This window comes from Citrobacter sp. Cpo109 (assembly GCF_030332565.1).
In the GTDB taxonomy this organism is placed as follows: Bacteria; Pseudomonadota; Gammaproteobacteria; order Enterobacterales; family Enterobacteriaceae; genus Citrobacter; species Citrobacter portucalensis.
In genome coordinates this window covers 99417-124912 of record NZ_JAOWHQ010000042.1, presented here as the reverse complement: position 1 = coordinate 124912, position 25496 = coordinate 99417, and the positions used below count along the sequence as shown (strand labels likewise).

30 protein-coding genes and 3 tRNA genes are annotated in these 25496 nt (G+C 49.5%); 9 read left to right on the top strand and 24 right to left on the bottom strand.

Annotated elements, in window-relative coordinates; translation table 11 throughout:
• Positions 1–172: 172 nt before the first annotated feature.
• Positions 173–730 (bottom strand): DJ-1/PfpI family protein, encoded by a 558-nt coding sequence (locus OGY71_RS01995; protein ID WP_003833898.1) that lies wholly within the window; start codon positions 728–730, stop codon positions 173–175.
• Positions 731–1283: 553 nt separating this feature from the next.
• On the opposite strand from OGY71_RS01995, the gene OGY71_RS01990 reads away from it, so the two are divergent.
• The gene (locus OGY71_RS01990) at positions 1284–1787 is read left to right on the top strand and encodes a non-heme ferritin-like protein (protein WP_003034597.1); all 504 of its coding nucleotides are present in this window, start codon (positions 1284–1286) and stop codon (positions 1785–1787) included.
• Positions 1788–1926: 139 nt separating this feature from the next.
• On the opposite strand, the gene OGY71_RS01985 is transcribed toward OGY71_RS01990, so the two are convergent.
• Positions 1927–2178 carry a DUF2766 family protein gene (locus OGY71_RS01985; protein ID WP_286612734.1) on the bottom strand — a complete coding sequence of 84 codons (252 nt, stop codon included), beginning with the start codon at positions 2176–2178 and terminating at the stop codon, positions 1927–1929.
• Positions 2179–2307: 129 nt separating this feature from the next.
• On the opposite strand from OGY71_RS01985, the gene OGY71_RS01980 reads away from it, so the two are divergent.
• On the top strand, positions 2308–3729 hold the full coding sequence (locus OGY71_RS01980) for an MFS transporter (protein ID WP_003833901.1): 1422 nt from the start codon (positions 2308–2310) through the stop codon (positions 3727–3729).
• Between the two features lie 33 nt (positions 3730–3762).
• Here the strand turns inward: OGY71_RS01980 and OGY71_RS01975 are convergent, their stop codons facing one another.
• Positions 3763–4401 (bottom strand): RpiB/LacA/LacB family sugar-phosphate isomerase, encoded by a 639-nt coding sequence (locus OGY71_RS01975; RefSeq protein WP_003034591.1) that lies wholly within the window; start codon positions 4399–4401, stop codon positions 3763–3765.
• A gap of 267 nt (positions 4402–4668) precedes the next feature.
• Between OGY71_RS01975 and yecR the strand changes: the two genes are divergently transcribed.
• Together yecR and ftnA are read left to right on the top strand one after the other, a co-directional pair.
• Positions 4669–5004 (top strand): YecR family lipoprotein, encoded by a 336-nt coding sequence (gene yecR, locus OGY71_RS01970; protein ID WP_008785081.1) that lies wholly within the window; start codon positions 4669–4671, stop codon positions 5002–5004.
• Between the two features lie 194 nt (positions 5005–5198).
• Positions 5199–5696 (top strand): non-heme ferritin, encoded by a 498-nt coding sequence (gene ftnA, locus OGY71_RS01965; RefSeq protein WP_003833905.1) that lies wholly within the window; start codon positions 5199–5201, stop codon positions 5694–5696.
• A gap of 45 nt (positions 5697–5741) precedes the next feature.
• Here ftnA and OGY71_RS01960 read toward each other — a convergent pair whose 3' ends face one another.
• The gene (locus OGY71_RS01960) at positions 5742–5981 is read right to left on the bottom strand and encodes a YecH family metal-binding protein (protein ID WP_003034586.1); all 240 of its coding nucleotides are present in this window, start codon (positions 5979–5981) and stop codon (positions 5742–5744) included.
• 225 nt (positions 5982–6206) lie between these two features.
• Here OGY71_RS01960 and tyrP point away from each other — a divergent pair, with 225 nt between their 5' ends.
• Positions 6207–7418 carry a tyrosine transporter TyrP gene (gene tyrP / locus OGY71_RS01955; RefSeq protein ID WP_063940420.1) on the top strand — a complete coding sequence of 404 codons (1212 nt, stop codon included), beginning with the start codon at positions 6207–6209 and terminating at the stop codon, positions 7416–7418.
• Between the two features lie 26 nt (positions 7419–7444).
• Here the strand turns inward: tyrP and OGY71_RS01950 are convergent, their stop codons facing one another.
• From OGY71_RS01950 to OGY71_RS01925, 6 genes are all read right to left on the bottom strand, one after another.
• The gene (locus OGY71_RS01950; protein ID WP_003034581.1) at positions 7445–8110 is read right to left on the bottom strand and encodes a YecA/YgfB family protein; all 666 of its coding nucleotides are present in this window, start codon (positions 8108–8110) and stop codon (positions 7445–7447) included.
• Between the two features lie 209 nt (positions 8111–8319).
• The gene (locus tag OGY71_RS01945; RefSeq protein WP_003833910.1) at positions 8320–8601 is read right to left on the bottom strand and encodes a heavy-metal-associated domain-containing protein; all 282 of its coding nucleotides are present in this window, start codon (positions 8599–8601) and stop codon (positions 8320–8322) included.
• Positions 8598–8954, bottom strand: coding sequence for a mercuric transporter MerT family protein (locus OGY71_RS01940; RefSeq protein ID WP_003833912.1), 357 nt, complete (start codon positions 8952–8954; stop codon positions 8598–8600). The genes OGY71_RS01945 and OGY71_RS01940 overlap by 4 nt, the downstream gene beginning before the upstream one ends.
• Complete coding sequence (locus OGY71_RS01935) at positions 8932–10074, bottom strand: transglutaminase-like domain-containing protein (RefSeq protein WP_032943816.1); 1143 nt, start codon at positions 10072–10074, stop codon at positions 8932–8934. Before OGY71_RS01935 ends, OGY71_RS01940 begins: the two co-directional genes overlap by 23 nt.
• Before the next feature lie 208 nt (positions 10075–10282).
• Positions 10283–10753 (bottom strand): SRPBCC family protein, encoded by a 471-nt coding sequence (locus OGY71_RS01930; RefSeq protein WP_003833916.1) that lies wholly within the window; start codon positions 10751–10753, stop codon positions 10283–10285.
• Positions 10754–10766: 13 nt separating this feature from the next.
• Complete coding sequence (locus tag OGY71_RS01925) at positions 10767–11456, bottom strand: LolA family protein (RefSeq protein ID WP_206159602.1); 690 nt, start codon at positions 11454–11456, stop codon at positions 10767–10769.
• Between the two features lie 204 nt (positions 11457–11660).
• On the opposite strand from OGY71_RS01925, the gene OGY71_RS01920 reads away from it, so the two are divergent.
• Entirely contained in the window at positions 11661–12005 is a 345-nt protein-coding gene (locus OGY71_RS01920) for a hypothetical protein (RefSeq protein WP_286612731.1), read from the top strand.
• A 156-nt stretch (positions 12006–12161) separates the two neighbouring features.
• On the opposite strand, the gene OGY71_RS01915 is transcribed toward OGY71_RS01920, so the two are convergent.
• The 6 genes from OGY71_RS01915 to uvrY all read right to left on the bottom strand — a co-directional run bounded on the left by OGY71_RS01915 (position 12162) and on the right by uvrY (position 15703).
• Positions 12162–12248 (bottom strand) — tRNA-Leu (locus tag OGY71_RS01915).
• A 12-nt stretch (positions 12249–12260) separates the two neighbouring features.
• A tRNA-Cys gene (locus OGY71_RS01910) sits at positions 12261–12334 on the bottom strand.
• Between the two features lie 52 nt (positions 12335–12386).
• A tRNA-Gly gene (locus tag OGY71_RS01905) sits at positions 12387–12462 on the bottom strand.
• 151 nt (positions 12463–12613) lie between these two features.
• Positions 12614–13162, bottom strand: coding sequence for a CDP-diacylglycerol--glycerol-3-phosphate 3-phosphatidyltransferase (gene pgsA / locus OGY71_RS01900; protein WP_003030490.1), 549 nt, complete (start codon positions 13160–13162; stop codon positions 12614–12616).
• A gap of 55 nt (positions 13163–13217) precedes the next feature.
• The gene (gene uvrC / locus OGY71_RS01895) at positions 13218–15050 is read right to left on the bottom strand and encodes an excinuclease ABC subunit UvrC (protein ID WP_125112504.1); all 1833 of its coding nucleotides are present in this window, start codon (positions 15048–15050) and stop codon (positions 13218–13220) included.
• Positions 15047–15703 (bottom strand): UvrY/SirA/GacA family response regulator transcription factor, encoded by a 657-nt coding sequence (uvrY, locus tag OGY71_RS01890; RefSeq protein ID WP_003834023.1) that lies wholly within the window; start codon positions 15701–15703, stop codon positions 15047–15049. The genes uvrC and uvrY overlap by 4 nt, the downstream gene beginning before the upstream one ends.
• Before the next feature lie 296 nt (positions 15704–15999).
• Here uvrY and OGY71_RS23250 point away from each other — a divergent pair, with 296 nt between their 5' ends.
• On the top strand, positions 16000–16143 hold the full coding sequence (locus tag OGY71_RS23250) for a hypothetical protein (RefSeq protein WP_420262128.1): 144 nt from the start codon (positions 16000–16002) through the stop codon (positions 16141–16143).
• A 19-nt stretch (positions 16144–16162) separates the two neighbouring features.
• Positions 16163–16387: a DUF2594 family protein gene (locus tag OGY71_RS01885; RefSeq protein WP_003030482.1), complete on the top strand. Its 225-nt coding sequence runs from the start codon at positions 16163–16165 to the stop codon at positions 16385–16387.
• Between the two features lie 66 nt (positions 16388–16453).
• Here the strand turns inward: OGY71_RS01885 and sdiA are convergent, their stop codons facing one another.
• From sdiA to OGY71_RS01845, 8 genes are all read right to left on the bottom strand, one after another.
• Positions 16454–17176, bottom strand: coding sequence for a quorum-sensing transcriptional regulator SdiA (gene sdiA / locus OGY71_RS01880; RefSeq protein WP_008785095.1), 723 nt, complete (start codon positions 17174–17176; stop codon positions 16454–16456).
• Positions 17177–17406: 230 nt separating this feature from the next.
• Positions 17407–18159, bottom strand: a complete 753-nt coding sequence (gene tcyN / locus OGY71_RS01875; protein WP_003030477.1) for an L-cystine ABC transporter ATP-binding protein TcyN — start codon at positions 18157–18159, stop codon at positions 17407–17409.
• Complete coding sequence (gene tcyL, locus OGY71_RS01870) at positions 18156–18824, bottom strand: cystine ABC transporter permease (RefSeq protein ID WP_003030474.1); 669 nt, start codon at positions 18822–18824, stop codon at positions 18156–18158. Before tcyL ends, tcyN begins: the two co-directional genes overlap by 4 nt.
• A gap of 20 nt (positions 18825–18844) precedes the next feature.
• Complete coding sequence (gene dcyD / locus OGY71_RS01865; RefSeq protein ID WP_032943823.1) at positions 18845–19831, bottom strand: D-cysteine desulfhydrase; 987 nt, start codon at positions 19829–19831, stop codon at positions 18845–18847.
• Positions 19832–19938: 107 nt separating this feature from the next.
• On the bottom strand, positions 19939–20739 hold the full coding sequence (gene tcyJ / locus OGY71_RS01860; RefSeq protein WP_123267421.1) for a cystine ABC transporter substrate-binding protein: 801 nt from the start codon (positions 20737–20739) through the stop codon (positions 19939–19941).
• Between the two features lie 100 nt (positions 20740–20839).
• A complete protein-coding gene (gene fliZ / locus OGY71_RS01855; protein ID WP_003030467.1) occupies positions 20840–21391 on the bottom strand; it encodes a flagella biosynthesis regulatory protein FliZ in 552 nt (183 codons plus the stop codon).
• A gap of 57 nt (positions 21392–21448) precedes the next feature.
• Positions 21449–22168 (bottom strand): RNA polymerase sigma factor FliA, encoded by a 720-nt coding sequence (locus tag OGY71_RS01850; protein WP_003030465.1) that lies wholly within the window; start codon positions 22166–22168, stop codon positions 21449–21451.
• Positions 22169–22330: 162 nt separating this feature from the next.
• Positions 22331–23836 carry a FliC/FljB family flagellin gene (locus OGY71_RS01845; RefSeq protein ID WP_003834039.1) on the bottom strand — a complete coding sequence of 502 codons (1506 nt, stop codon included), beginning with the start codon at positions 23834–23836 and terminating at the stop codon, positions 22331–22333.
• A 255-nt stretch (positions 23837–24091) separates the two neighbouring features.
• Here OGY71_RS01845 and fliD point away from each other — a divergent pair, with 255 nt between their 5' ends.
• Positions 24092–25495: a flagellar filament capping protein FliD gene (gene fliD, locus OGY71_RS01840; RefSeq protein WP_003834040.1), complete on the top strand. Its 1404-nt coding sequence runs from the start codon at positions 24092–24094 to the stop codon at positions 25493–25495.
• The last annotated feature ends 1 nt before the right edge of the window (position 25496 follow it).

Here is a 25496-nt window from a genome sequence, read left to right as displayed (position 1 = left end):
GAGAGCGGCATCACACCACAGAATTACAGTAATTGCGTACATAAATTCAGCGGGAAATGACATAAAAAAACGCGGTTTTGTCGACGGGAAAAAAGAGGGATAGCAGATTAGTCCATAACATCAGCCAACGAATCCTTGTTCCCGAATACCGAAGCATTCGGGAGCACAATGATTACCATCTGTAATAAATGTGGTCAGCATGATCGCGAACCGGAATGTCATCTTCCAGCAGACGCGCTGAAAGCGTGAAAGCAAAATCGAAAATATGCCCTAACCCTTTGCCGCTAATAAGGTTGCCATCTTCAACAACCGGCGCATCAATATATTCTCCATCCGCGACGTTTTGCCACAGATCTCCCGAACACACATAGCGGCGCCCCTTCAGCAGGCCGTTGCCGCCCAGCACACGCGCCGCCGCAGAACACACCGGGCAAATGAGTTTTCCTGCATCGTCATGGCGAGCGATAAACTGGGTGACAGCCTCACTGGCGGCAAGGTTAACACTGCCCTGCGGCCCGCCGGGTAACACAACGGCATCATAAAGATCCGTCTGACGCGCAGCCAGCGTGCTGTCCGTCACCATCGGCACGTCATGGTAGCTCACCACCGCACGGGACTCGGCGCAGGCCAGTGTTTCAACTTCGATCTGCAGGCGGCGCAGAATATCAATGGTAACAATGGCTTCCGCCTCTTCAAAACCAGGTGCCAGTAGCACGGCAACCTTTTTCATACACACTCCTCGATTTTTCCAAATACACCAAACAATAAATGCCGAATCATTCAGGCGCTTAACTTTATTAATTTCCACAAAACTGATCTGGCGCAAAAAATTAGCCAGCAGATAGCGTTCACCGACGCGGGTCAATGGTGAAATTTCTTCATCCGAAGACCAGATAATCATCTGGCGACAGACAATACCTGATTGTGAAATTCCATTTCGTGATATGAAACATCATTTCATTATCAATATTTTACTTTAATCCCATAAATATCAATCTGTTATATTCACATCATTTATATACACAAGCGGAAAAATCACTAATATTGCTATGACAATATGTAAAAAATCATAAATACGCAGATTTAAGGATTTTCTTATGTCGGGACTGGAGTTATGCTGAATCTCGATCGGGAGCGAATATAATTCGTGATCACTAAAGGACCGGCGGAACGGATTTATTCTGCTAACAGTTTTAATTGTACGTAGTGGTGACGTGTAGCGGCAGCCCGTTGCACTTACGTTAGTAACGTACATCCCCCTTTCTGGAAATAAGGATATTGATATGGCTGCAGTTGGAATTGTTCATAAACTCAACACACAAATGAACCTCGAGTTCTACGCATCGAATCTTTACCTGCATCTTAGTGAATGGTGCTACGAACACAGCCTGACTGGCACCGCAACCTTTCTACGCACCCAGGCGCAAGGTAACGTGACTCAAATGATGCGTATGTTTAATTTTATGAAAAGTGCCGGGGCTAACCCTATCGTCAAGGCTATTGATGTTCCGGGTGATGAACTAACTTCCCTTGAAGAACTGTTCCAGAAAACGCTGGATGAATACCAACAGCGCTACAGCAAGCTATCACGCTTAACCAATGAAGCAGAAGCCTTGAATGATGCAACAACCATTGATTTTCTTCACGATCTGGAAAAAGAGCAGCAGCAGGATGGCGTGCTGTTACAGACGATTCTTGATGAAGTCCGCAGCGCTAAACGTGCGGGACTGTGCATGGCGCAAACCGATAAGCACCTGCTGAACGTCGTGAACTATCAACATCACTAATCTTCAATTTTCATCGTGTTAATGCCGGATAACGATGCGACGCACCTTATCCGGCTGGTGCTTAATTTTCTCTACGCTCACGCCTCTCATTCTGCGAGGCGCAAAAAAACCTTTCTAAAACCTGAAACAACGGTTTATTTTAGTGAGATTCATTCTGCGGCGTGAATTTCAACTCGATCAAGGCAACCGCTTTTTGTATTGCGCGCATAGTGACCGGATCGGCACCTGCAGGATGGCTGGAAAAGTCGATGCTTTTCAGCTGGCTGGACATTTTATCCCGAACTTCTACTGGGGCAATAACATCAAGAACATCCAGAATCTGCTTGATAACCAGCTGACAGGCAACAACGTCCGAGAGCAGTTCCTGATCGGCATTCAGTGTTTGGGACATAGTGAGCTCCTTATAGAAAGGTCGTCATAGTACCCATTCAACGAACGAAACGATAGCCGCGCATGCCTTCCGAATGCGCTGAAAATAAAAATAGTTCCAGTCAGTTTCTTTTGAGATGGCAAGCACAACATGAGTGAACATTTTGCGGTTGAGAACAAACGCGGTCTATCCCCGGCGGCATTACTGGTTGCCGGGGCTTTCTTTATGGAGTTTATTGACGGCACGGTGATTGCCACCGCACTGCCCGACATGGCGAAAAGTTTTGGCGTGCAGGCAGTTGACCTAAACATAGGTATCAGCGCCTATCTGATCACCCTCGCGGTACTGATCCCCGCCAGCGGCTGGATTGCGGATCGCTTCGGCGCCCGAAAGGTGTTTACCCTTGCACTGGCGATATTTACTCTCGCCTCGGTTTTATGCGGTTTGTCCGAAAGCCTTGAGAGCTTTGTCGCCATGCGAATCTTACAGGGTATAGGTGGTGCGCTAATGGTTCCGGTTGGCCGACTCGCGGTATTACGAACCACGCCTAAACATCAGTTGATCACCGCTATTGCGACCCTGACCTGGCCCGCGTTAGTCGCACCCATCATTGGCCCTCCCCTTGGCGGATTCATTACCAGCTATGCCAACTGGCGCTGGATCTTTTTCATTAATGTACCGCTCGGAATACTGGCGATTGCGCTGGCGCTACGTTTTATTCCGGATATTCATGACGACGAGCGCCGCCCATTTGATATAACGGGATTTATCGCAACCTCTGTTGCGATGGTGAGCCTGGTGTATGCCATGGAGTTACTGGGAACCCAACAGCCTCAGGGCTGGCTGACCGCCGGACTTTTGGCGCTAGGAACAGTGACCTTTCTGTTTGCACTGCATCATTTTCATCGCACCGCCTGGCCAATGATTCGCCTTGATGCCATGAACGTCCCTACTTTTCGCGTCACCATGTATGGCGGATCGCTGTTTCGTGCCTCTATCAGCGCCGTACCGTTTCTGCTGCCGTTAATGTTTCAGGTAGGTTTTGGCATGAACGCTTTTCACGCGGGTTCGCTGGTACTGGCGGTATTTGTCGGCAATCTGACGATTAAACCTGCCACCACACCGTTGATACGCTGGCTGGGCTTTAAGAAACTGCTGTTGATTAACGGTGCACTTAACGTTCTGGCGCTGCTGGCCTGTGCATTAATTACGCCACAGACCCCCGTGTGGGTTATTTTGCTGGTGTTGTATCTGGGCGGCGTGTTCCGCTCAATTCAGTTTACCGGCGTCAGCACACTTGCCTTCGCTGACGTCCCCGCGGCACAAATGAGCTACGCTAATACGCTGTTCAGTACGGCGACACAATTAGCGGTGGGGTTGGGCATTTCTTTAGCCGCTATTGGCATCCGCATTGGCGATGTGGTCAGTGAAAAGCTGGCATTGGGCAATGTTCCGGGGATCAGTTTCCGGCTGGCCTTTGTCGCTATTGCCATTATTTGTCTGGTAGGTATGGTGGATACGCTGCGGCTCACCCATGATGCAGGAAGCGCAGTATCGAACAAGAACAGGTAGCCCGGAGGGTGAACGCCGCCGGGCCAACAGGATTTAGCCAATCACCTCGCGTACAAACGCTTCGATTGCTTTGTCCTGGCAGTTTTCAAAGAAGCACTGCTGGAAGCGCGGGCCTGATACAGCGGTTTTCACCAGTTCAGGATCGATCGCGCGCAGCGTGTCCAGATAATTTTCTTTTACCACAGCCGCTTTCACCTGATTCAGAATACCGGCGTTACGCACCTGCGGCTCTTTACGCTCCGGTGGGTAGCCTTCACCGTTACGCCCGGTGAACGCTTTTTCAAACATATAGCGCACATTCAGCTCAGCACCCCAGCCAAAACCTTTGGCGAATGCCAGAGAAAGCGCGTTGCCGTTGTTAATCTGAGAGAACAAGAACGCATCTGCAGGATCGAGGCAATAACCACACACCACACCCGGATGGATATTCAGTGACATCATTGCCCCCTGGCCCGTACCGCAACCTGTAACAACAAAGTCTACAGCTTTGGAATTAAGCAGGATGCTGGCCATAATTCCTAAATGGATGTAGGTCAGATGATGATCATTTTCGTCGCTCATCCCAACGTTATAGACCGGAAAACCTTTCTCATCCGCAACGGCCTTAAGCTCGTTATGGATGATGGCGTTTTTGCTTGCCTGGCTGTTTTCCATCATCAATGCAATTTTCATTCTGTACTCTCCTGAATGCGCTGCGGTAGCCCGCTGAAAGTCATAACATTCAGCCACATTACTATTTTGCAATCTCACTTTCAAATTTAATGAAATTTTGTTTTAAAAAACAAAGTTGCGCTCACATTCCTGTCTGAACAGTTCAGAATTGCCGCAAACAAATGACCTCGTTGTGATTAATCGCAGGTGATCTTCGGGCTATTCAAGCCATTGATGAGGGTCTCTGTATGCCATGATAGTGTATCTTCGAACTTTCAGAGCGATCTCATGAAGACTTTTATCCTGGCGCTTTTGCCGCTCATGCTGACAGGATGCACAATCACAAAACAGGCACAGGTCAGCGAAGCCAGCGCCATCACTGGTGTGGTTCGCCTCACTTATAATCAGGCCATGTTACAAACAGCACGTACCGATGACTACGTTACCCAAGGGACAGCCACCAAAGAGTGTCAGCGCCTGGGCTATGCCAGCGCAGAAGCGTTTGGTCAGCCGGTGTCAACCTGTAGCGTGTATGCTGGCTCTCTGTGCTTAAATACCAAAATTACACTCGCCTGGCAGTGTCATGGTGTCGCGGTGCCCCAATCACCTTCTTTCAATTATTAATATTTCCGACCAGCTCATTTTTGCTGGTCTTTTACCACTTTATTATTTATATCCTCCGTTTAATATCGTTAATGCGTTTTATTCCCATTCGCATTTTTAATAAATAAATTTATTATTTTACCTTTTGCAAATAATTAAATAACAAATTATAGTGGCGCCACGTCAATATATAATAACGTTTGTGGAGCAGAACCATGCTGAAAACAGAAATGATCAACCAACTGAATGAGCAAATGAATCTTGAATTATATTCATCTCTGCTCTACCAACAGATGAGCGCGTGGTGCAGCTATCACAGCTTCGAAGGTGCCGCCGCATTTTTGCGCCGTCACGCTCAGGAAGAGATGACGCACATGCAGCGTCTGTTCGACTACCTGACCGATACCGGCAGTTTGCCGCGTATTAATACCGTTTCTTCACCCTTTGCTGAATATGCGTCTCTGGATGAACTGTTCCGTGTTACTTACGAACACGAGCAGTTAATCACCCAGAAAATTAATGAGCTGGCACACGCGGCAATGACCCACCAGGATTATCCAACCTTTAATTTCCTGCAATGGTATGTTGCCGAGCAGCATGAAGAAGAGAAATTATTTAAATCTGTTATTGATAAGCTGTCGCTGGCAGGAAAAAGTGGCGAAGGTCTTTATTTCATCGACAAAGAACTGGCTACGCTTGATACACAGAATTAATATTTTAGGGTAATGATGGCAGCCCGCCATCATTACCCCTTGAAATCAGTGACGGCAGATCTTGCTTTCGTGCGTAGAGAAGCCGTCTTCTTTTGCAATAAACTTTCCCTTCGCCGCTAAAAACGCCACCAACTCGCCTGCTGTCATATCCGCCGCAGAACAAGTGTGAAAACGCGCCTGCTCGCCGAAACGTGCCGTAATCGCCGCTTCAAGGCTGGCATTTGAATACTGCTCGCCAGATTCAATCATCATGTTGAGCACTTCGTGACCGTGAATAGATTCCATATTACCTCCTTAATAAAGTCCGTAGCCTAATGTGAACCGCACGGCGCCGCTTTGCGCTAACGCAGGTTTATCAGCAGATAAATGTCATTTGTTATACATCTTAATGGTCAAAGCATCGTAAACGTTAATGTACAGCCATTGTAACGGTGATTTGACGAAAATAGCGTTTTGCCTTAATCTGCGCCGCAGATATAACCATTGATTATCTCTGGGACAGAGGAAAGCGTGAAAAACAGAACCCTGGGTAGTATTTTTATCGTGGCGGGAACCACGATTGGTGCCGGTATGTTGGCAATGCCGCTGGCTGCGGCAGGCGTGGGGTTTAGCGTCACGCTGGTATTGTTAATCAGTCTTTGGGCGTTGATGTGCTACACCGCGCTGTTGCTGCTTGAAGTGTATCAACATGTCCCGGCTGACACCGGGCTGGGTACACTGGCAAAACGTTATCTTGGTCGTTACGGACAATGGGTAACGGGATTTAGCATGATGTTTTTAATGTATGCCCTGACGGCGGCGTACATCAGTGGTGCAGGTGAACTGCTGGCCTCCAGCATCAGCGACTGGACTGGAACAAATATATCTCCGACGACAGGCGTACTGCTGTTCACCTTTGTTGCCGGTGGCGTGGTTTGCGTGGGGACCTCGCTGGTCGATCTGTTCAACCGTCTGCTATTCAGTGCCAAGATAATCTTCCTGGTGGCGATGCTGGCTCTGTTAATGCCGCATATTCATAAAGTGAACCTGCTTACGCTACCGCTGCAACAGGGGTTGGCGCTCTCCGCAATCCCGGTCATCTTCACCTCGTTCGGTTTTCACGGCAGTGTTCCCAGTATCGTCAGCTATATGAACGGTAACATCCGTAAACTGCGTTGGGTGTTTATTACGGGTAGCGCTATTCCTCTGGTCGCCTATATCTTCTGGCAACTGGCGACGCTTGGTAGCATTAACTCGACAACATTCATGGGGCTTTTAGCCAATCACGCAGGCTTAAACGGCTTATTGCAGGCATTGCGTGAAGTCGTGGCTTCGCCGCACGTCGAACTGGCGGTGCATCTGTTTGCTGACCTCGCGCTGGCGACCTCTTTCCTCGGCGTTGCATTGGGATTATTTGACTACCTGGCCGACCTCTTCCAGCGCCGCAATACCGTAGCGGGAAGAATGCAAACCGGCGCGGTGACCTTCCTGCCGCCGCTGGCATTCGCGCTGTTCTATCCGCGTGGTTTTGTCATGGCATTAGGGTATGCGGGCGTTGCCCTGGCGGTGCTGGCGCTGCTCATTCCCTCGATGCTGGCCTGGCAGAGCAGAAAACATAATCCGCAGGCCAACTACCGCGTAGCAGGCGGTGCTCCGGCGCTGGCGCTGGTATTTTTGTGCGGCATTGTGGTGATAGCAGTACAGTTTTCTATTGCAGCAGGATTACTACCAGAAGTGGGTTAAAACAAAGGGGCTTTCGCCCCTTTCTGTTAGTGCAAACAGCACTGCTTATATTTCTTTCCGCTGCCACATGGGCAAGGGTCATTGCGTCCTACTTTGGCATCCACTTTCACCGGTACTTTGACCGGCGTTTCCTGAGGATGCGCCATCCAGTAAGCATGCAGGTCCAGCGCTGCCAGGCGGATGGCATCGACGCTCTCTTCAAACGCTTCCGGCGTTAGTTTCTCAACCACCGCAAAGTTCTCTTCCGTGCCGTGCAGCGCAATAGCTTCAAGTGCTGGTTTTAACGTGTCCGGTAACGCGGACCAGTCTGACAGTGCGACGCCGCGCATATAACCAAAGCACCACTCTTCAACGATGGTCAGTTCATGCTCGTCAATTTCACGCAAACCAAACAGCGGCTCAAACTGCTCAGGGTATTCATCCAGACGATCGGCCGTATCCGCCATATGTTGAAACGCCAGGTTCATGAAACGCGTCATTTCTTTTTCGGAGGACCAGCGAGGGACATACTGCGCGCCGCCCCAAATTGCGACCAGCCACTGCTCTGGTTCAATTTCATACGGTGAACTCAGCACCGCCGTCAGCAAACCATCCAGTTCTGACACATCCAGAATAGCCTTGTCTGTATTGTACTTAGTCAGTACATCATCCAGCCATTCCAGTTCGCTCTCGTTTAATGGTCCCGTTTTCATAACGCTTTTCCTTAGTCAAAAAATCTTGCCTGTGATCATCCTACATGGCTGGAGGGATAACAGATAAAAATGGGCATATGCGGCATATAGCTGCCGCCTGTTCAGGTTAACAGGAAACGAGGGGAATTCCGGAAGTTAACGCACAAAAGAGAACACTAAGCCGCCGGGCATCATACCGGGAAAACACAATAAAACCACCCGTAGGTGGTTTACTGTTGTTCAATACGGTTGAGCGTTGCGGTATAGCCCGTTTTCGCTACCGCGTTAAGTAACGTATCGGTTGGGAAACCTTCTGGCACAATCGCTTCTGCTTGTCGGGTTTTTAGGGAGGATTTTGCTTTAATCACACCATCGGTTTCACGTAGCGCCTGATTGACCGAAATAACGCACAGCGAGCAGGTCATATTTTGTATATCCAGCACCACTTTTTGATTGGCCGCCTGAGCCCACAGCGGCAGCAACAAGCATGCAACTAATGTGAAGATTTTCATTCAAATACCTCATAAAACCAGGCAACGAGCGTTGGATAAAATAGCACCGGCAAAATCAACGCCAGCGCGCACCAGTAGAGAACGCGCGCTTGCTTCAACGTTAACCATCCGGAGCACCACAGCCGCCTGGAAAAATAGAGCCGCCAGAAGACGCGCAGTAATAAACCCAATGACACCAGCATCAGGGGAATTCGCAAAAACTCAAACTGGGTGAAAACAGCAAAGCTCGCCGCCGAAATACCAAACAGCAGATAGAGCAGCGGTCCAACGCAGCATAAGCCAGCGGTGACGGCAGCAGCCGCGGCCGTCAACAGGGTGAGTCCCGCCCCTTTAGCGTTGTTCTGTGGCGACATAGCTGTAGGAGAACGCTTTAGGATCATAGAAATTGATCGGGTCACCATCGACTTCAGCGTAAGGATAGCCAAAGTTGTTCATGGCTCCCTGCTCCGTTGCCGGATACAGCTCGAAATCACGCCCGTAGTTGAATCCAACCCAGTTCATTTCCCAGTTACCAAACAGGTAAGTGTTTACCGCCTGGACATCGGCGTCCTGATGCGACTTTTTCTCTGCCAGACGCATTTTGGTCACATCAGCAGGATCGCACGGTAACCAGCCGTAACCGGCCAGATAGAATTCGGCGCGACAATGTTGTCCGCCACTCACATCAGCGACACCTGCACTGTCAGCTTTGCCAAAAGCGCTTTTCGAGTAGCGTTCGAGCTTATTGGCTTTGCCCAGACGGATGCCAAACAGTTCGCGTGCCGGAATACCGCTGGCCCGTGCCAGAGCAACAAAAACGGAGCTCATGTCGGTGCATTTTCCTTTGAGCTTACCGCTTTTTAAGATCTCCGCCACATCCCCCGTGCCGCAGCCGATAACGTCGTTATCGCGCTCCATATGGCTACTCACCCACTCGTAAATCAGGCGTGCTTTTTTCAGCGGATCCTGCTCATTACCGGTAATTTTACGTGCGGTTTCCAGAACCTGCCCATCAACTGGGGTATGTGTCGTCGGCAGCAGGTACGGTTTTACATCCAGCGGATAAATAATCTGCTCCGGCGCTTGCCAGGTTTTCAGCGCATCCTGCTTCAGCGGCTCCCAGTCGGCGGTTTCAATGTCGATATCAACGTTAATCAACAGTTCGCCCTGCGAGTCAGGCCAGGTGGCAAACAGCGTTTTCGCGCCATAAGTATTATTAGTGGTAACGTACGCATGCTTGTAGTTTCCGCTAAAGGCAAGCGCCGTCATTTGTTGAAACGCGGTATCTACCGGAAGCGGGATCCACAGTTTTACCACGCCGCTCGATCCCTTAGGAGGGTTAAGTTTATACGTCTGGGATAACACAAAGCGCCGACGCGCGACTGGTGCAACGGATGGCTCAGCGGCGTGAACCGTCTGGCTAATAACCGCAGGACCGACTAAACCGGCGGCGGAAAGGAGAACGCTATTTTTGAGAAATTGTCGACGTTGCATTGCTGTCTGTCCATGTTGTAAGAGTTGAGCTACGGCTAAGAAGGTAAAAACCGTGTGCGATCATCACAGCAGACAGACGCTGACATAAAAAGGTGAGCCGATGGAGGTTATTCATCAATAACAGACCTGTTAACTGTGAATGAAATAAGAAACTGCGCGACAGATAGTAAGCCATAGGCAGGCAAAAAGTACAGCCGTGAGAGCGAGTTCAGAATATATAAACATTCGTTGCCAGCTTACGGGCTAACCCTCTGGCCCCTTCGCGCATAACCATATCGTGATTCCAGCGAAAAACAGGTGCCGCCAGCGGGGCAAGATAATTCATCCAGCGGATCGTGGTACGTACATTCCAGTCATATCTGACGATAGTTTCTGCACCACTTGCAGAAAAAGACCACACGCCTCGCCCTTCAACCGCCCCGCTGGCTTGCCCCTCAAGCAGCGAGCAGGGCAGAATATTCAACACGTTGATGTCAAAGGTTAAGCGATAAGGAAGCGCTCCTTTCCAGGTATAACGATGTAGCGCCCCAATGCCCTGTATATCACCTTTTTTAATCTCAACAATGCGTTCCAGACTTTCCCACCATTCAGGCCACTGATCGGGATGAGAAAAAACATCCCATACCTCCTGAATAGAAGCCTCAACCCGCCAGACGGTGGAAAACCGATAGTTAGCCATAATACAGACTCCCTCAAGGCGAGAAGAAATTGGCGGGAAAACGGATGTTAATGACCATAGCATCCAGAAGCACGGTTTCTAATCGCTGCCCATCTGGCGCATAGCTGATCACTTTGGCAGGGAGTCCGTGATAATTATCCAGCCAGACGTCATAGCGGTGAACACCATCAATCACCATTGTTCCAGGCCCAACCACAGATAAGTGCATTGTCGCCCGTCCTGCAAGGTTTTCCTTACCAACTGTGGTTGTTGTCCCTTCGCGTTGCAGATGACGAATATTGCCCAACAACACGCCGATATCAGAGCGATCCACCCGATGACCACGCTCATTCTGGATCAATGAATTAGTAGGCGACAGGTGCAAAATGGGCAATGTACCCACACCAAATGGCCATAACGTCACTTTACCGCTGACAGGATTAAAGATAAGCACCGCACCTGAATGCGGTTGGGTAAAATCCATCCGCACATACCCAGGCTTTTGAAAGCTATAGCGAATAATTTTGCTTTCATCGGATGGCGACGAGGAGCGCATCATAACCTGATAAGACCTCAGGTTATTAAATGACTGTTGAGAAAATGCGATGGGATCCGTAGCCCTGGCATTCTGCGAAAAGATATCTTCTTTTTCCACCGAATATGCTGCACCACTAAGGGTGAGCAATGCTGCGAACATGACTATCGGAAAAGATGAAATGTTCATAGCAGCCCCCTGAACCAGCACTGTCTGCAAACAGAAGTAATCACCTGTTGACTGTTTTTATTATAGTTCTTAACTGCGCAGCACTACTCTTCCGGTCTTTTAAATACAGTATGGACAGCAGGTTTACATTATTGGTTATGTTTTCAGTTGAGATGACAACATAAAGCTATACTTTAATAGCCATACTTTTAATATGTATTAATCATGAAACTGCCATCGGTATTTTCATGCGCCGTTCTCATATTACTGCTGCTGGCGTCATCGTCTGCCACAGCCAGCGCGTTAGAAAACCAGGCCGTCAGAGAGCAAGAGTTGAGCGCGGCACTTCGAGCTGGTAATGGTGTGTTCATCATTGGCGGGACGGGTGATTTCGCTTTCACGTTCAGGGCACGAAACCGAATCCACAGACAGCTGGCGCTACAGGATGGCTTTGGCGATCCCATCCTGATGAATAGTTTCCAGGACCACAACTACAATCCCGCCCGCGATGGGTTTATCAACAACCCTGCCCGAGGGGGCTTTATGTTTAACGCGCCGATTCGGCGATAGATTGATTAGCAATAGTGAGTATATAGAGGGCAGTTTACGTTTCTGGCAGGCTGCTTGACGCAAAGTATCTATGCTTGTAAAAAACAGGCACAAAAAAACCACCCGTAGGTGGTTTCACGACACTGCTTATTGCTTTGATTATTCTGTTCTTTCCCATGGTACCCGGAGTGGGACTTGAACCCACACAGCGCGAACGCCGAGGGATTTTAAATCCCTTGTGTCTACCGATTCCACCATCCGGGCTCGGGAAGAAATTGGAGGCGCGTTCCGGAGTCGAACCGGACTAGACGGATTTGCAATCCGCTACATAACCGCTTTGCTAACGCGCCGAAATCTTCTGGCTTTACAGCCAGACATCCGCTATTGCCGATGTCTTAAATTTGGAGCGGGAAACGAGACTCGAACTCGCGACCCCGACCTTGGCAAGGTCGTGCTCTACCAACTGAGCTATTCCCGCATCACCAAGTAACTTTGTTAATCACTTGATTTTGTTATCGTCTGGCAATCAATGCTGCCGTTCGATGCGTTGCATTCTACTTACCTGACGCAATGAGTCAACGATATTTTTCACCACTAACGATCGTTTGCTGAAATTTGCGTCGAAACGATCACTGATCAAGCAAATCTCCACGTGCAGCGCTCAAATACTGGAACATTGACCACAAAGTCAGTATCGCGGCGACGAAGAAAAGTGCGATCCCAGCATACTCTACCCAGATATTTGGACGCCACAGCAGCCAGGCCAGAGCAGCCATTTGCGATGTGGTTTTCACTTTACCGATCCAGGATACGGCTACGCTGCTGCGTTTACCCAGTTCGGCCATCCATTCACGCAGTGCAGAGATGATAATTTCACGCGCAATCATTGTTGCGGCAGGAAGCGTCACCCACCAGCTGTGGTAATGCTCGGTCACCAGGACCATCGCGATAGCCACCAGCACCTTATCAGCGACCGGATCGAGGAAGGCGCCAAAACGCGTGCTTTGGTTCCAGCGGCGCGCCAGAAAACCGTCAAACCAGTCAGTGACCGCTGCGATACAGAAGATCAGCGCACAAACAAAGGGAGCCCAGGTGAATGGCAGGTAAAAAGCCAATACAAAGAATGGGATCAGGATGACGCGAAACAGCGTGAGCAACGTAGGGATATTAAATTGCATATGACGGATAACTATCTGTTGTCAGTGAAATTACCCCTATGTTGCTACAGAGGGCCTAATGTTTCAACGAGTAGAAGATCTTTTCTGCCAGAGCTTGCGAAATACCCGGCACTTTTGCAATTTCTTCGATACTTGCGTTACGAAGACCTTGCAAACCTCCCATATATTTCAACAACATCTGGCGACGCTTTGGCCCGACACCTTCGATGGTCTCAAGCGTACTGGTGCTTTTCACTTTCGCCCGCTTTTTACGATGCCCGCTAATCGCATGATCGTGAGATTCATCGCGGATATGCTGGATAACGTGCAATGCTGGCGAATCCGGCGGCAGGCTAAAGCCCTCACCTTCCGGCTCAAAGAACAGCGTTTCCAGACCGGCTTTACGATCGGCCCCTTTTGCCACACCCAGCAAGAGTGGGTGCTGCTTGTCCCAGGGAACGTCCAGCTCAGCAAAAACGGCTTTCGCCTGCCCTAACTGACCTTTCCCGCCGTCGATCAATATGACGTCCGGAATCTTACTTTCTTCAATCGCCTTACCGTAACGCCGACGCAAAACCTGATTCATCGCCGCATAATCATCACCCGGCGTAATTCCGGTAATATTGTAACGCCGATATTCTGCGCGCAGCGGGCCATTGGCATCAAAGACCACGCAGGAGGCTACCGTCTGCTCGCCCATCGTATGGCTGATGTCGAAGCACTCCATACGCTTCACCGCAGGTAACTTCAACACCGATGCCAGCGCCGTCAGACGTTGCGTAATCGTCGACTGCTGAGAAAGTTTTGTGGTGAGCGCCACTGCCGCGTTGGTCCGCGCCAGCTTCAGATAACGTGCGCGATCTCCTCGCGGTTTCGTCTGCACGTTAATCTTCCTGCCGGCCTGTTCAGACAGAGAGTCTGCCAGCAGGGTTTTATCGCTAAGATTAAAATCGAGCAGGATTTCCCCGGGTAAGGTACGCATCTGGCTCCCCTGCAGATAAAACTGCCCGACAAAGGTTTCGACGACCTCGCCGAGTTCCGTGCCACCGGGTACTTTCGGGAAATAGCTGCGGCTGCCCAGCACTTTACCCTGGCGAATAAACAGAACGTGCACACAGGCCATACCGGCGTCAAACGCCACGCCAATGACGTCCAGATCGTCTCCGGTATTAGAGACAAACTGTTTTTCTGTTACGCGGCGTACGGCCTGAATTTGGTCACGAATGCGCGCAGCCTCTTCAAACTCGAGATTTTGGCTGGCCTTTTCCATGCGGGCGATCAGCTGCGTTAATACCTGATCGTCTTTTCCGGACAAGAACAGACGAACATACTCGACCTGCTGAGCATACTCTTCCTCACTCACCAGACCCGCGACACACGGACCGAGACAGCGGCCAATCTGATATTGCAGACAAGGTCGAGAACGGTTGCGATAAACGCTGTTTTCGCACTGGCGGATAGGAAATATTTTCTGCAACAGCGCCAGCGTTTCACGCACCGCATAACCGTTAGGGAACGGTCCAAAGTACTCGCCTTTGGCATGCTTTGCCCCGCGATGCATCGCCAGACGCGGGTGGGTATCGCCGCTAAGGAATATAAAAGGGTAGGATTTATCATCGCGCAGCAATACGTTATAGCGCGGCTGATACAGCTTGATGTAGTTGTGCTCAAGCAATAACGCTTCGGTTTCAGTGTGCGTTACCGTGACATCAATTTGCTGGATTTGCGCGACCAGCGCTTCGGTCTTGCGTGACGCAAGATTACTACGGAAGTAGCTGGAAAGCCTTTTTTTCAGGTCTTTCGCTTTCCCGACATAGATAACCGTCCCGGCGGTATCATACATACGATAGACGCCGGGCTGACTGGTCACGGTTTTCAGGAACGCTTTGGCATCAAACTGATCGGTCACTGGCTTGTTAATGTCTCCGCATTACACAGGCCATGGCGAATTGCCAGGTGAGTCAGCTCTACATCGCCGTGAATGTTTAATTTACTGAACATTCGATAGCGATAGCTGTTCACCGTTTTAGGGCTAAGATTCAGTTGCTCTGAGATCTCATTGACCTTCTGACCTTTGGTGATCATCAGCATAATCTGCAACTCGCGTTCAGACAAACTGGCAAACGGTGTTTCCGTTTTCTCAGGCTCAATCTGGCTGAGCGCCATTTGCTGAGCGATATCGGAGGCAATATAACGCTGCCCGGAAAAAACCGAACGAATCGCACTCACTACTTCCTGGGGGGCGGCGCCTTTGCTGAGATACCCTGCGGCCCCTGCCTGCATAACTTTTGCAGGTAATGGGTTTTCAGTGTGTACCGTCAGCATGATCACTTTAATGTCTGCCGTGGAACGCGCAATTTTGCGGGTTGCTTCCAGACCGCCAATACCGGGCATATTCATATCCATCAGCACAACGTCAACGGAATTTGAGCGGCACCATTTTACCGCATCTTCACCGCAGCACGCTTCGCCGACAACTTTTATGCCTTTTATATCTTCCAGAATGCGTCGTATCCCTGCGCGCACCAGTTCGTGGTCATCAACAAGAAAAACGTTGATCAAAGGAATATCTCCAGAATAGGGATAACGCTACCGATAGTTAATCGGTCCTATGTTAACGGGTTTTATCTCAACTTTGAAATGTAAAAAACGCCCGACTTTCGATTTTGCTCTCGTTTTTGGAAATTAGATTGTACGACGAGTGGAAACTTTCAGTCCTGACAGCCTTCTGCCACGGTTATATCTGCATAGCTGTTTCAGAATAGTGACAAAAAATTCATATTCCTCCGCTGAATGCAAAATAGGCAGTCAAAGTTGTAACAATAATTAACGAGGAAAATACTCGAAATAAACAACATGTGGAGAAAATATATGCACTGCAACATATTGTTTATTTTAATGTCCACAACATTCATCCGCGCAAAAAACAACCACAGATATTTTTAGCCTCGCTTATGGTATACTCCGCCGCCTTAAGATTTGACATCGCACTTTTTCATTGAAACATAACGAGGAAAATAAATGAGTACGCCTGACTTTTCCACTGCTGAGAATAACCAGGAACTGGCCAATGAAGTCACCTGCCTGAAAGCCATGTTAACGCTGATGCTGCAGGCAATGGGTCAAGCCGATGCAGGCCGCGTGATTCTTAAAATGGAAAAACAGCTCGCGCTGATTGAAGATCAATCACAGGCGGCGGTATTTTCCAACACGGTTAAGCAAATTAAACAAGCTTACCGCCAGTAAAAAGAAACCGGCTGATAGCAATGCTCTCAGCCGGTTTTGCGTCTGACACTCAGAACGATAATTTACTCAGATAAGCCCGGTTGCCGCGGCATAACAGGCTATCTGCGTTTTGTTTGGCGCATTGAATTTCTTTTGCATATTCTTCTGGTGGAAGTTCACTGTATTTTCGGAAATCGACAGAATGATGGCTATCTCTGAAGAGGTCTTCCCCTCGGCCGTCCATTTCAATATTTCCTTTTCCCGCTTGCTAAAGCGCATTTCTGGCGCCATAACCATGTCATCTTCCAGCCGCGTCAGTACAGACAGGCTTTCCCGTACCAGAAGCTGCATCCTGAGCTCCACTTCATCGCTCGCAAGGCGACTGTTACGGATACTTGCACGCGATACTGATAAAAAACCCAACGCCCGATTAGGCAACATTAAGCATTGCGTCATCCCTTTGCGTAAACCGTGATTGCGTGCGGCGTCCCACAAAGGTTGCGCATCGCGAAACAGAGTATCGTTCCAGGGTAAATGCCCCTGACTGAAGTTTTCAGGTTTCAGCACCGGATCAATGGCGAAATAATTTTCGGACTGATAATGCGCCACCCATGCTTTGGGATAGGTCGTATGAAGAGACGTTTTAGGTCGGGTGAAAGGTACCGGATGACGAACACAGAGCGCGTAAAAATCGAACTCTAAGTGCTGCGTCTGTTGTTGTAATTCCGTATAGACATCCTCTGCCGTCGCCATTTCCTGAAAGCGTAACAGCATGCTCCGTCGCCAGGTGAAGAAATCATGATCCTGCATACTAAGTGGTAATGCCCCTGAGATTGATAATCATCCAAACATATGAAACAAGCTAACACATAAATGTATTTTATATATGCAAATTATCGGACAAATGAACAATTACTTGAGTATTACTCAACAGTGGAAGGAAGTAACAGATTCAAGCGTTAATAATAAAGCAATAATTATAAATAGTTATGCGAAGAGCACTCGCCAGAAACAATCCCAGCGAGCGCTATATGTACTATTTATTGCATCAAAAACTTTTCAAGAAACTGACGGGTACGCGGCTGCTGCGGATGCGTGAATAAGGATTTTGCTGGTCCCTGCTCTACAATCCGTCCTTGATCCATAAATATCGCTCTATCGGCAACATCGCGAGCAAAGCTCATTTCATGCGTCACAATCACCATGGTGCGTTTTTCCTGCGCCAGTTGGCGGATGGTATTAAGTACCTCGCCAACCAGTTCAGGATCAAGTGCGGAGGTCGGTTCATCAAAAAGAATAACCTCAGGTCGCATCGCCAGCGCTCGGGCAATCGCTACGCGCTGCTGCTGTCCGCCCGATAAACGCCGCGGATAGCTGGTTTCTTTACCTGCCAGCCCAACTTTCGCCAGCAATTCACGCGCACGAGCTGTCGCTTCAGCTTTTGGTTCACCTTTGACTATCACCGGCCCTTCAATAATGTTTTCCAGCACCGTCCGATGCGGGAACAAATTAAAGTTCTGGAACACAAAACCGACGTGCTGACGTAACTGACGAATCAGCCCTTTCTGCTGGGTCAACGAACGCGCGGTATCAATGGTAATCTCACCCACTTTAATGGTGCCCGCCTCCGGTTGCTCCAGCAAATTAATGCTACGCAGCAGCGTGGTTTTGCCCGATCCGCTCGGCCCGATAATCGCGACTACTTCACCAGGTTTGACGTCAAGATCGATCCCATGCAGCACCGTTTGCCCATGAAATTTTTTGACCAGGTTTCTGACTTCGATAGCACTCATTTCGGCTCTCTCTCCTGGCGATTCAGTTGTTCTTCAAAATAGTTTTGCAGCGCAGAAAGCACCGTCGCCATCACCCAGTAAATCAACGAGGCCGCCAGATACATCGTAAAGACTTCCAGCGTACGCGAGGTAATCAGCTGCGCCTGACGGAACAGTTCCGGTACCTGAATAGTGGCGGCCAAAGAAGTATCTTTCACCAGACTGATAAAGCTGTTGCTCAGCGGCGGCAACGCAACGCGCGCAGCCTGCGGCAGGATTGCCCGGCGCATGGTCTGCCAGCGCGTCATACCAATACTGGCACCCGCCTCCCACTGTCCTTTGTCGATGGAAGAGATTGCCGCACGCAGGGTTTCCGCAGCGTAGGCAGCCGTATTCAGCGACAAGCCAATCATCGCCGCCGGGATGGGATCAAGCTCAATACCAAACTGTGGCAGACCGTAATAGATCATGAACAGCTGGGCAATCAGCGGTGTTCCGCGAAAAATAGAGATATAAAAACGCGCCAGCCAGCGCACAGGCAACAGCGGCGACAAACGCATCAGCGCCAGGATAAACCCCAGCACGAGGCCAAAAAACATGCCGCCGATACTCAGTTGCAGCGTAAAAACCGCGCCTTTGAGCAGATACGGCAGAGAATCAATTACCAGTTGGATACTTTCATGCATTAGCGTTTTCGACCTGGTTGTTACACATGAGGATGGTAGGCAAACAGTGCTGGTGCCCCACCGGTATGAATAAAGAGGATTGGCCCTTCGTCTTTAAAGCGTTTCTGGCTGATACCGTCAATCAAACCCGCCATCGCCTTACCGGTATACACCGGATCCAACAAAATGCCTTCCAGGCGCGCCAGCAATTTTACCGCCTCCATGCCCTCTTCGTTTGGCGTACCGTAGCCTGGCGCAAAATAATCGTCCCATAGCAGGATATCCGCGGAGGCCGTCAGTTCCAGTTCTCGGGCAATATCCTGCTGCAGCGTAACAACTTTGGGTTTTTGATCCGCCACGCTGCGCGAGACAGTCACGCCGATAAGCTCGACGTCTGGCATCAGTTGTTCCAGGCCCACGGCCAGTCCGGCATGCGTTCCCGCACTGCCTGAGGCAACCACAACGGAAGAAAGTGCAACGGCCCCTTCACACTGCTGGGCAATTTCCAGCGCGCTTTCCACATAACCCAGTGCGCCCAGCGCGTTAGAACCGCCAACCGGGATCACATACGGGCGGAAGCCCTGTGCTTCAATGCGCGTAGCCAGTTCCTGAAGTTGCGCATTCGGGTCGGTCAGCGCATCGCACATTTCGATCTGCGTATTAAACAGGTCCAGCAGCAGACGGTTGCCATTGGTGAGATAGTTTTCCGCCGTGGTGCCAATCGGATTTTCCAACAGAGCTACGCAGTGCAGGCCAAGCTTAGCTGCTACCGCCGCCGTCTGGCGCACATGGTTAGACTGAATCGCACCCGCGGTTATCAGCGTATCAGCGCCTTCACGCAGTGCGTCTGCGGCCAGGAATTCCAGCTTACGCAGCTTATTGCCGCCCATTGCCATCGGCGTGACGTCATCGCGTTTGATGAAAATATCGCGCCCGAGGTAGTCGGAGAAGCGTGGAAGATATTCGAGCGGCGTTGGCGCGCCAATAAATTCCAGACGTGGAAAGCGCGTTAAGTTATGCAGCGGCATACAGCCTCCGGTATTCGTTGTTGTGATGTTCTTTTTATTATGCACGCTCAGGCGCAATGAAATAAAAAAAGGCGCTGTTAAAGGCGCCTTTTTTCATCGGATGCCGATTATTTCGTCACATCCGCTCCAAACCATTTTTCAGACAGCGCTTTCAGCGTACCGTCTTTCTGCATTTCAGCAATGGCCGCATCAACCGCTTTCAGCAGATCTTCATTGCCTTTGCGCAGCGCCACGCCGGACTCCTGGCGGGAGAATGCTTCACCGGTCACAGCCAGCGTATCTTTGGTTTTCTTGACCAGATCCAGCGCCGCCAGACGGTCAACCAGAATGGCGTCGATACGGCCTACACGCAGATCCTGGTATTTGGTCGGGTCATCATCATAGGTACGAATATCCACGCCCTGCACGTTCTGGCGCAGCCACTCTTCATAGTTGGTGCCCAGACCAACGCCGACTTTTTTACCTTTCAGATCGGCAGCGGTCTTAATAACGCCTTCATTACCTTTCTTCACCAGCGCCTGAATACCAGAAACCGTATACGGGGTAGAGAAATCGTATTTTTTCTTACGTTCGTCAGAGATGGTCACCTGGTTGATGACCACGTCAATGCGCCTGGAATCAAGAGAGGCCAGCATACCGTCCCACTTGGTCGGCTTCAGATTAGCTTTCACCCCAAGGTGCTTGGCCAGTTCCTCAGCGAACTCCACTTCGAAACCGGTCAACTTGCCATCATCGCCCTGAAAACTAAACGGGGGATAGGTCCCTTCCAGGCCCACCAGCAGCGTGCCACGCTCTTTAACTTTATTTAACAGACCTTCATCTGCATAAGTCTTTACGCTCATTCCAGCGACAAGTGCAACAGCCATTACACCCATCAGAGCCTGACGTCCCAGAAGTGCTAATTTCATAGTTACCCCGAATATTGTCATTAGTGACTGCTATTTATGAGCATAGTGTAAAGCGTTTGCTGTGTTCCACAAACACGACTCTGTTACACCTTATTCGTTTTTAATATATATCAGAACTGGCTGTCCAGGAGGATTTCTGCATATGTCCCATATGGGTATGGGCTTTAAACTGCTCATACTTACGCAAGGCGATGCGGTAATTGTTGGTGCTGGTTTCCGGCAGCCACGGGGCAAGGTTTTCGTCGAGGAACCCTTCCTGCAGCAGGTCATGAGAGATATTTTGTTCGGTCAGGTGATTCCCGAGGCGACGCAGGCGGACAACGTATTCACGTACCGTGCCGTGACTCATTTCGGTCTGCTCAAATAAAAACTGTTTAAAACCGATAATGTCGAAAAAGTCGCTCTGCTCTTTGCAATGCAAATCACCGCAAAAACGACACAGTGCCACCCACTCTTTTTTCTCCTGCTCCCACTCGGCTTCATCCAACAAAGTGTCCAGTCGAGCGATGGCGATTTTATTCACAATTTGCCCGCGACGAACCAGCGTGATCCTGTCGAGCAACTTAAAGCAATGGGCGCAATGCGTCTGGCTGTGTTTGAAATCTTTGAGGTAGCGGCTTAGAGGCCGTCTTTTTGATTGCTGCACCGTCATGAGAACTCCTGGTAGTCAATTCGTAATGCGGCATTGTTCAGGGGTAATAATGTACCCCTATAGCTTACCCAGCTTAGTGCGTAGACGTTTGATGGCCTGACTGTGCAACTGGCTGACCCGTGATTCCCCGACTTCCAGTACCGCGCCAATCTCTTTCAGATTCAGCTCTTCCTGGTAGTACAGCGTTAACACCAGCTTTTCGCGCTCCGGCAACGCCTCGATCGCGTCCATCACGCGCTGGCGGAGATTACCCTCAAGTAGCTGTTGTAACGGGTTTTCCTGCTGATGTTCTTCCGTCACCAGCTCAATACTATCGCCATGCTCTTCCCGCCACTCGTCATAAGAGAAGAGTTGGCTGTTATTGGTATCGAGCAACATCTGACGATACTCTTGCACAGGAATAGCCAGACGCGCCGCCACTTCGGTTTCCGTCGCGTTGCGCCCTAATTCCTGCTCCAGTTGTCCCATCGCCTGTGCCACTTCGCGAGCATTGCGCCGAACGCTACGCGGCACCCAATCCCGGCTACGTAGTTCGTCCAGCATTGCTCCACGAATACGCTGCACTGCGTAAGTGGTAAATGCCGTTCCTTGCAAAGCGTCATATCGGTCAACGGCATTCAATAACCCGATGCCGCCCGCTTGTAGCAGGTCATCCAGTTCTACGCTCGCCGGCAAACGCACCTGAAGGCGCAATGCTTCGTGACGCACCAACGGTACATAACGCTGCCACAGCGAGTGTTTATCCATTACACCTTCAGCGGTATACAGTGAATTCACGATAAACAGCCCTGCGTTAAATGAGTTATCGGCATGATTATCCGTTTCTGCAGGGGTTTTAATTGGGTGAATAGTGGGTGAAATGGGGGGTTATTTGGGGGTTACGGGTAAAGCTAAATGTAAAAAACCCCGCCGGAGCGGGGTTTGCGCAGTAAGCGTAAATTAACGCAGCAGAGACAGAACGTTCTGCGTGGTCTGGTTAGCCTGTGCCAGTACAGAAGTACCTGCCTGTTGCAGAATGTTTGCACGAGACATGTTGGACACTTCGGTCGCGTAGTCAGCATCTTCGATACGGCTACGGGCTTCAGACAGGTTGTTTACGGTGTTACCCAGGTTGGTAATGGTAGAGTTGAAACGGTTCTGTACCGCACCCAGGTCGGAACGCAGGTCAGCAACTTTCGCCAGTGCCGCGTCGATTTTAGCCAGCGGGCTATCGGTAGTAGCAGTCGCAATTTCATTCAATTTTGGCTCGGCTTTGAAATTGTGATCTTTTACTTTCTCTGCGAGATAATCCTTACCACCGACGTTAGCAATTTCCGTTTTACCGTTGACACCACCGAGTTGCACTGCAGCAGTTGCGGCCTTACCATTTTTATCAGTATATTCTACTTCTTTAATGGACACTGCTTTATTATCGTCTACAGAAGCTGCATAGTATTTGCCACTATCAGTTTTGAGAGCATAACCACCATCAATAGCTTTACCGTTGTTATCAGTAAAGGAAACTTTGACTAGTTTAGCAGTACCAGCATCAGTATTATCAGCCCCGCCTTTAATCAAAGCTGCTTTTGCATTAGTAAGATCAATTGGCACAGCTTCTTGGTATGATTTAACATCTTTTGTGACTTTTGGCAGAACATCTTTATCAGCGTCGGCTAATGTCACTTTTCCATCTGTTGCAACCTTAACTTCATAAACACCACTGGTTGTAGCAGCACCACCCGTAACATCTAATTCTGCATAATACTTGTTATTTTCTGCATCAAACTGGACTTCACCTTTAATAGCTACAGCAGTTGCCGCAGCATCTTTGGTTTTGATAGTGGTTAATGCAGCGGCCATGTCTGCTTTATCGATTGTAGCAGCAGCCTTATCCTGATACCCAAAATCAGCAGCCACATCAGAAACCTTATATTTCTGCTGCACGTTCAGTGAATCCAGACCCAGGGTTTTGGAGTTGATTTCCTGCAGGTTGATATCGATGGTTTCGCCATCGTTGGCACCAACCTGGATGGTCAGGGTGTTGTCTTTCGCCAGCACTTTCACGCCGTTGAACTGGGTCTGACCGGATACGCGGTCGATTTCGTTCAGACGCTGAGTGATTTCAGCCTGGATGGAGTCGAGGTCAGACTGGGAGTTAGTACCAGTAGAAGACTGAACCGCCAGCTCACGAACACGCTGCAGGTTATTGTTGATTTCAGACAGAGAACCTTCAGTGGTCTGCGCGATGGAGATACCATCGTTGGCGTTACGGGACGCCTGAGTCAGACCTTTGATGTTAGAGGTGAAGCGGTTAGCAATCGCCTGACCAGCAGCATCATCTTTCGCGCTGTTGATACGCAGACCAGAGGACAGACGCTCGATAGCGGAGCTCAGAGAAGACTGAGATTTGTTCAGGTTATTCTGGGTCAACAGCGACAGGCTGTTTGTATTGATGACTTGTGCCATGATCTTTTCCTTATCAATTACAACTTGATGTTATTGGGCTGTTGCCCACGGTTTCTCACCGTAACCCTTGTATCGGCACCTTAATTTCGAACTTTAGAAAATTTTTACTTTCCGTCGTTTTTTTTCTTAGCCGCTGAAATACCCTCTATATGCACCACTATTCCGCGCATTATTTTTGCAAAACTATTATTAAACTTTGCGCGCAGATTGCCGATAAAGCGGTTAACTACTGTTTGCAATCACAAGGAATTAGGCATGCCTTCATTTACATCACTGGGCGTTGGTTCGAACTTACCGCTGGATACATTGCTGACAAACTTAACCACTGCTGAGAAAAAGCGTTTAACGCCGATTACCCAGCAGCAGAGCGCTAACACCTCGCGTCTGACCGCGTATGGCACGCTGAAAAGTGCATTAGAAAAATTTCAGACAGCGAACACCGCACTGAACAGTGCCGATCTGTTTAAAAGCACCACAGCCACCAGCAGCACAGAAGATTTAAAAGTCAGTACCACCGCAGGCGCAGCTCCGGGCAAATACACCGTCAGCGTCACTCAACTGGCGCAGGCACAGTCATTATCGACTACGGCGAAAATTACCTCGACTAAAGAGCAGTTGGGCGATACCAGCGTTGATGAACGTACGATTACGATTTCGCAGCCAGGCCGTAAAGAACCACTGGAAATCAAATTAGGCAAAGGCGAAACCTCTCTGGAGGATATTCGTGATGCCATTAACGACGCGGACAGCGGTATTTCCGCCAGCCTGGTGAAGGTTAAAGAAGGCGACTACCAATTGGTGTTAACCGCAGAAAGCGGCACTGAAAGCGAAATGACCATCTCAGTATCAAATGATTCGAAACTGAGCGATTTACTGTCCTATGACAGCAAAGCGGGCAGTGGGAAAATGAAGCAACTGGTCGGGGCGCAAAATGCGCAATTGACTGTCAACGGCATTGATATTGAACGTCAAAGCAATACCGTAACTGACGCACCGCAGGGCATCACGCTCCAACTTACCAAAGAAGTAAAAGATGCGTCGATCACTGTAACAAAAAGTGATGAAAAGGCCACAACAGCAATTAAGGCCTGGGTAGAAGCCTATAACTCGCTGGTGGATACCTTTGGCACGCTGACTAAATATAAAGAAGTAGAACCGGGTGAAGCGGCCAGCGCAGATAACGGCGCGTTACTGGGTGATAGCGTTCTCCGTACCATTCAAAACGGCATTCGTGCGCCATTTGCTAACAGCGGCAGCGAATCCTCGTTTAAAACCATGTCTGAGATCGGCATTACGCAGGACGGTGGTACCGGCAAGCTAAAAATCGATGAAGAAAAGCTGGCTAAGGCACTGAAAGATAATACCGCTGCCACTCGCGAACTGTTGGTTGGCGACGGCAAAGAGACCGGTATTACCACTAAGATTGCCACCGAAGTAAAAAGCTATCTGGCCGATGACGGCATTATCGATAATGCGCAAGACAATATTAACGCCAACCTGAAACTGCTGACTAAGCAGTATCTGACCGTCAGCAACAGTATTGATGAAGTCGTGGCACGTTATAAAGCGCAGTTTACCCAACTGGATTCCATGATGAGTAAGCTGAACAGCACCAGTACGTATTTGGGTCAACAATTTGCTGCGATGAGTAATTCCTGAT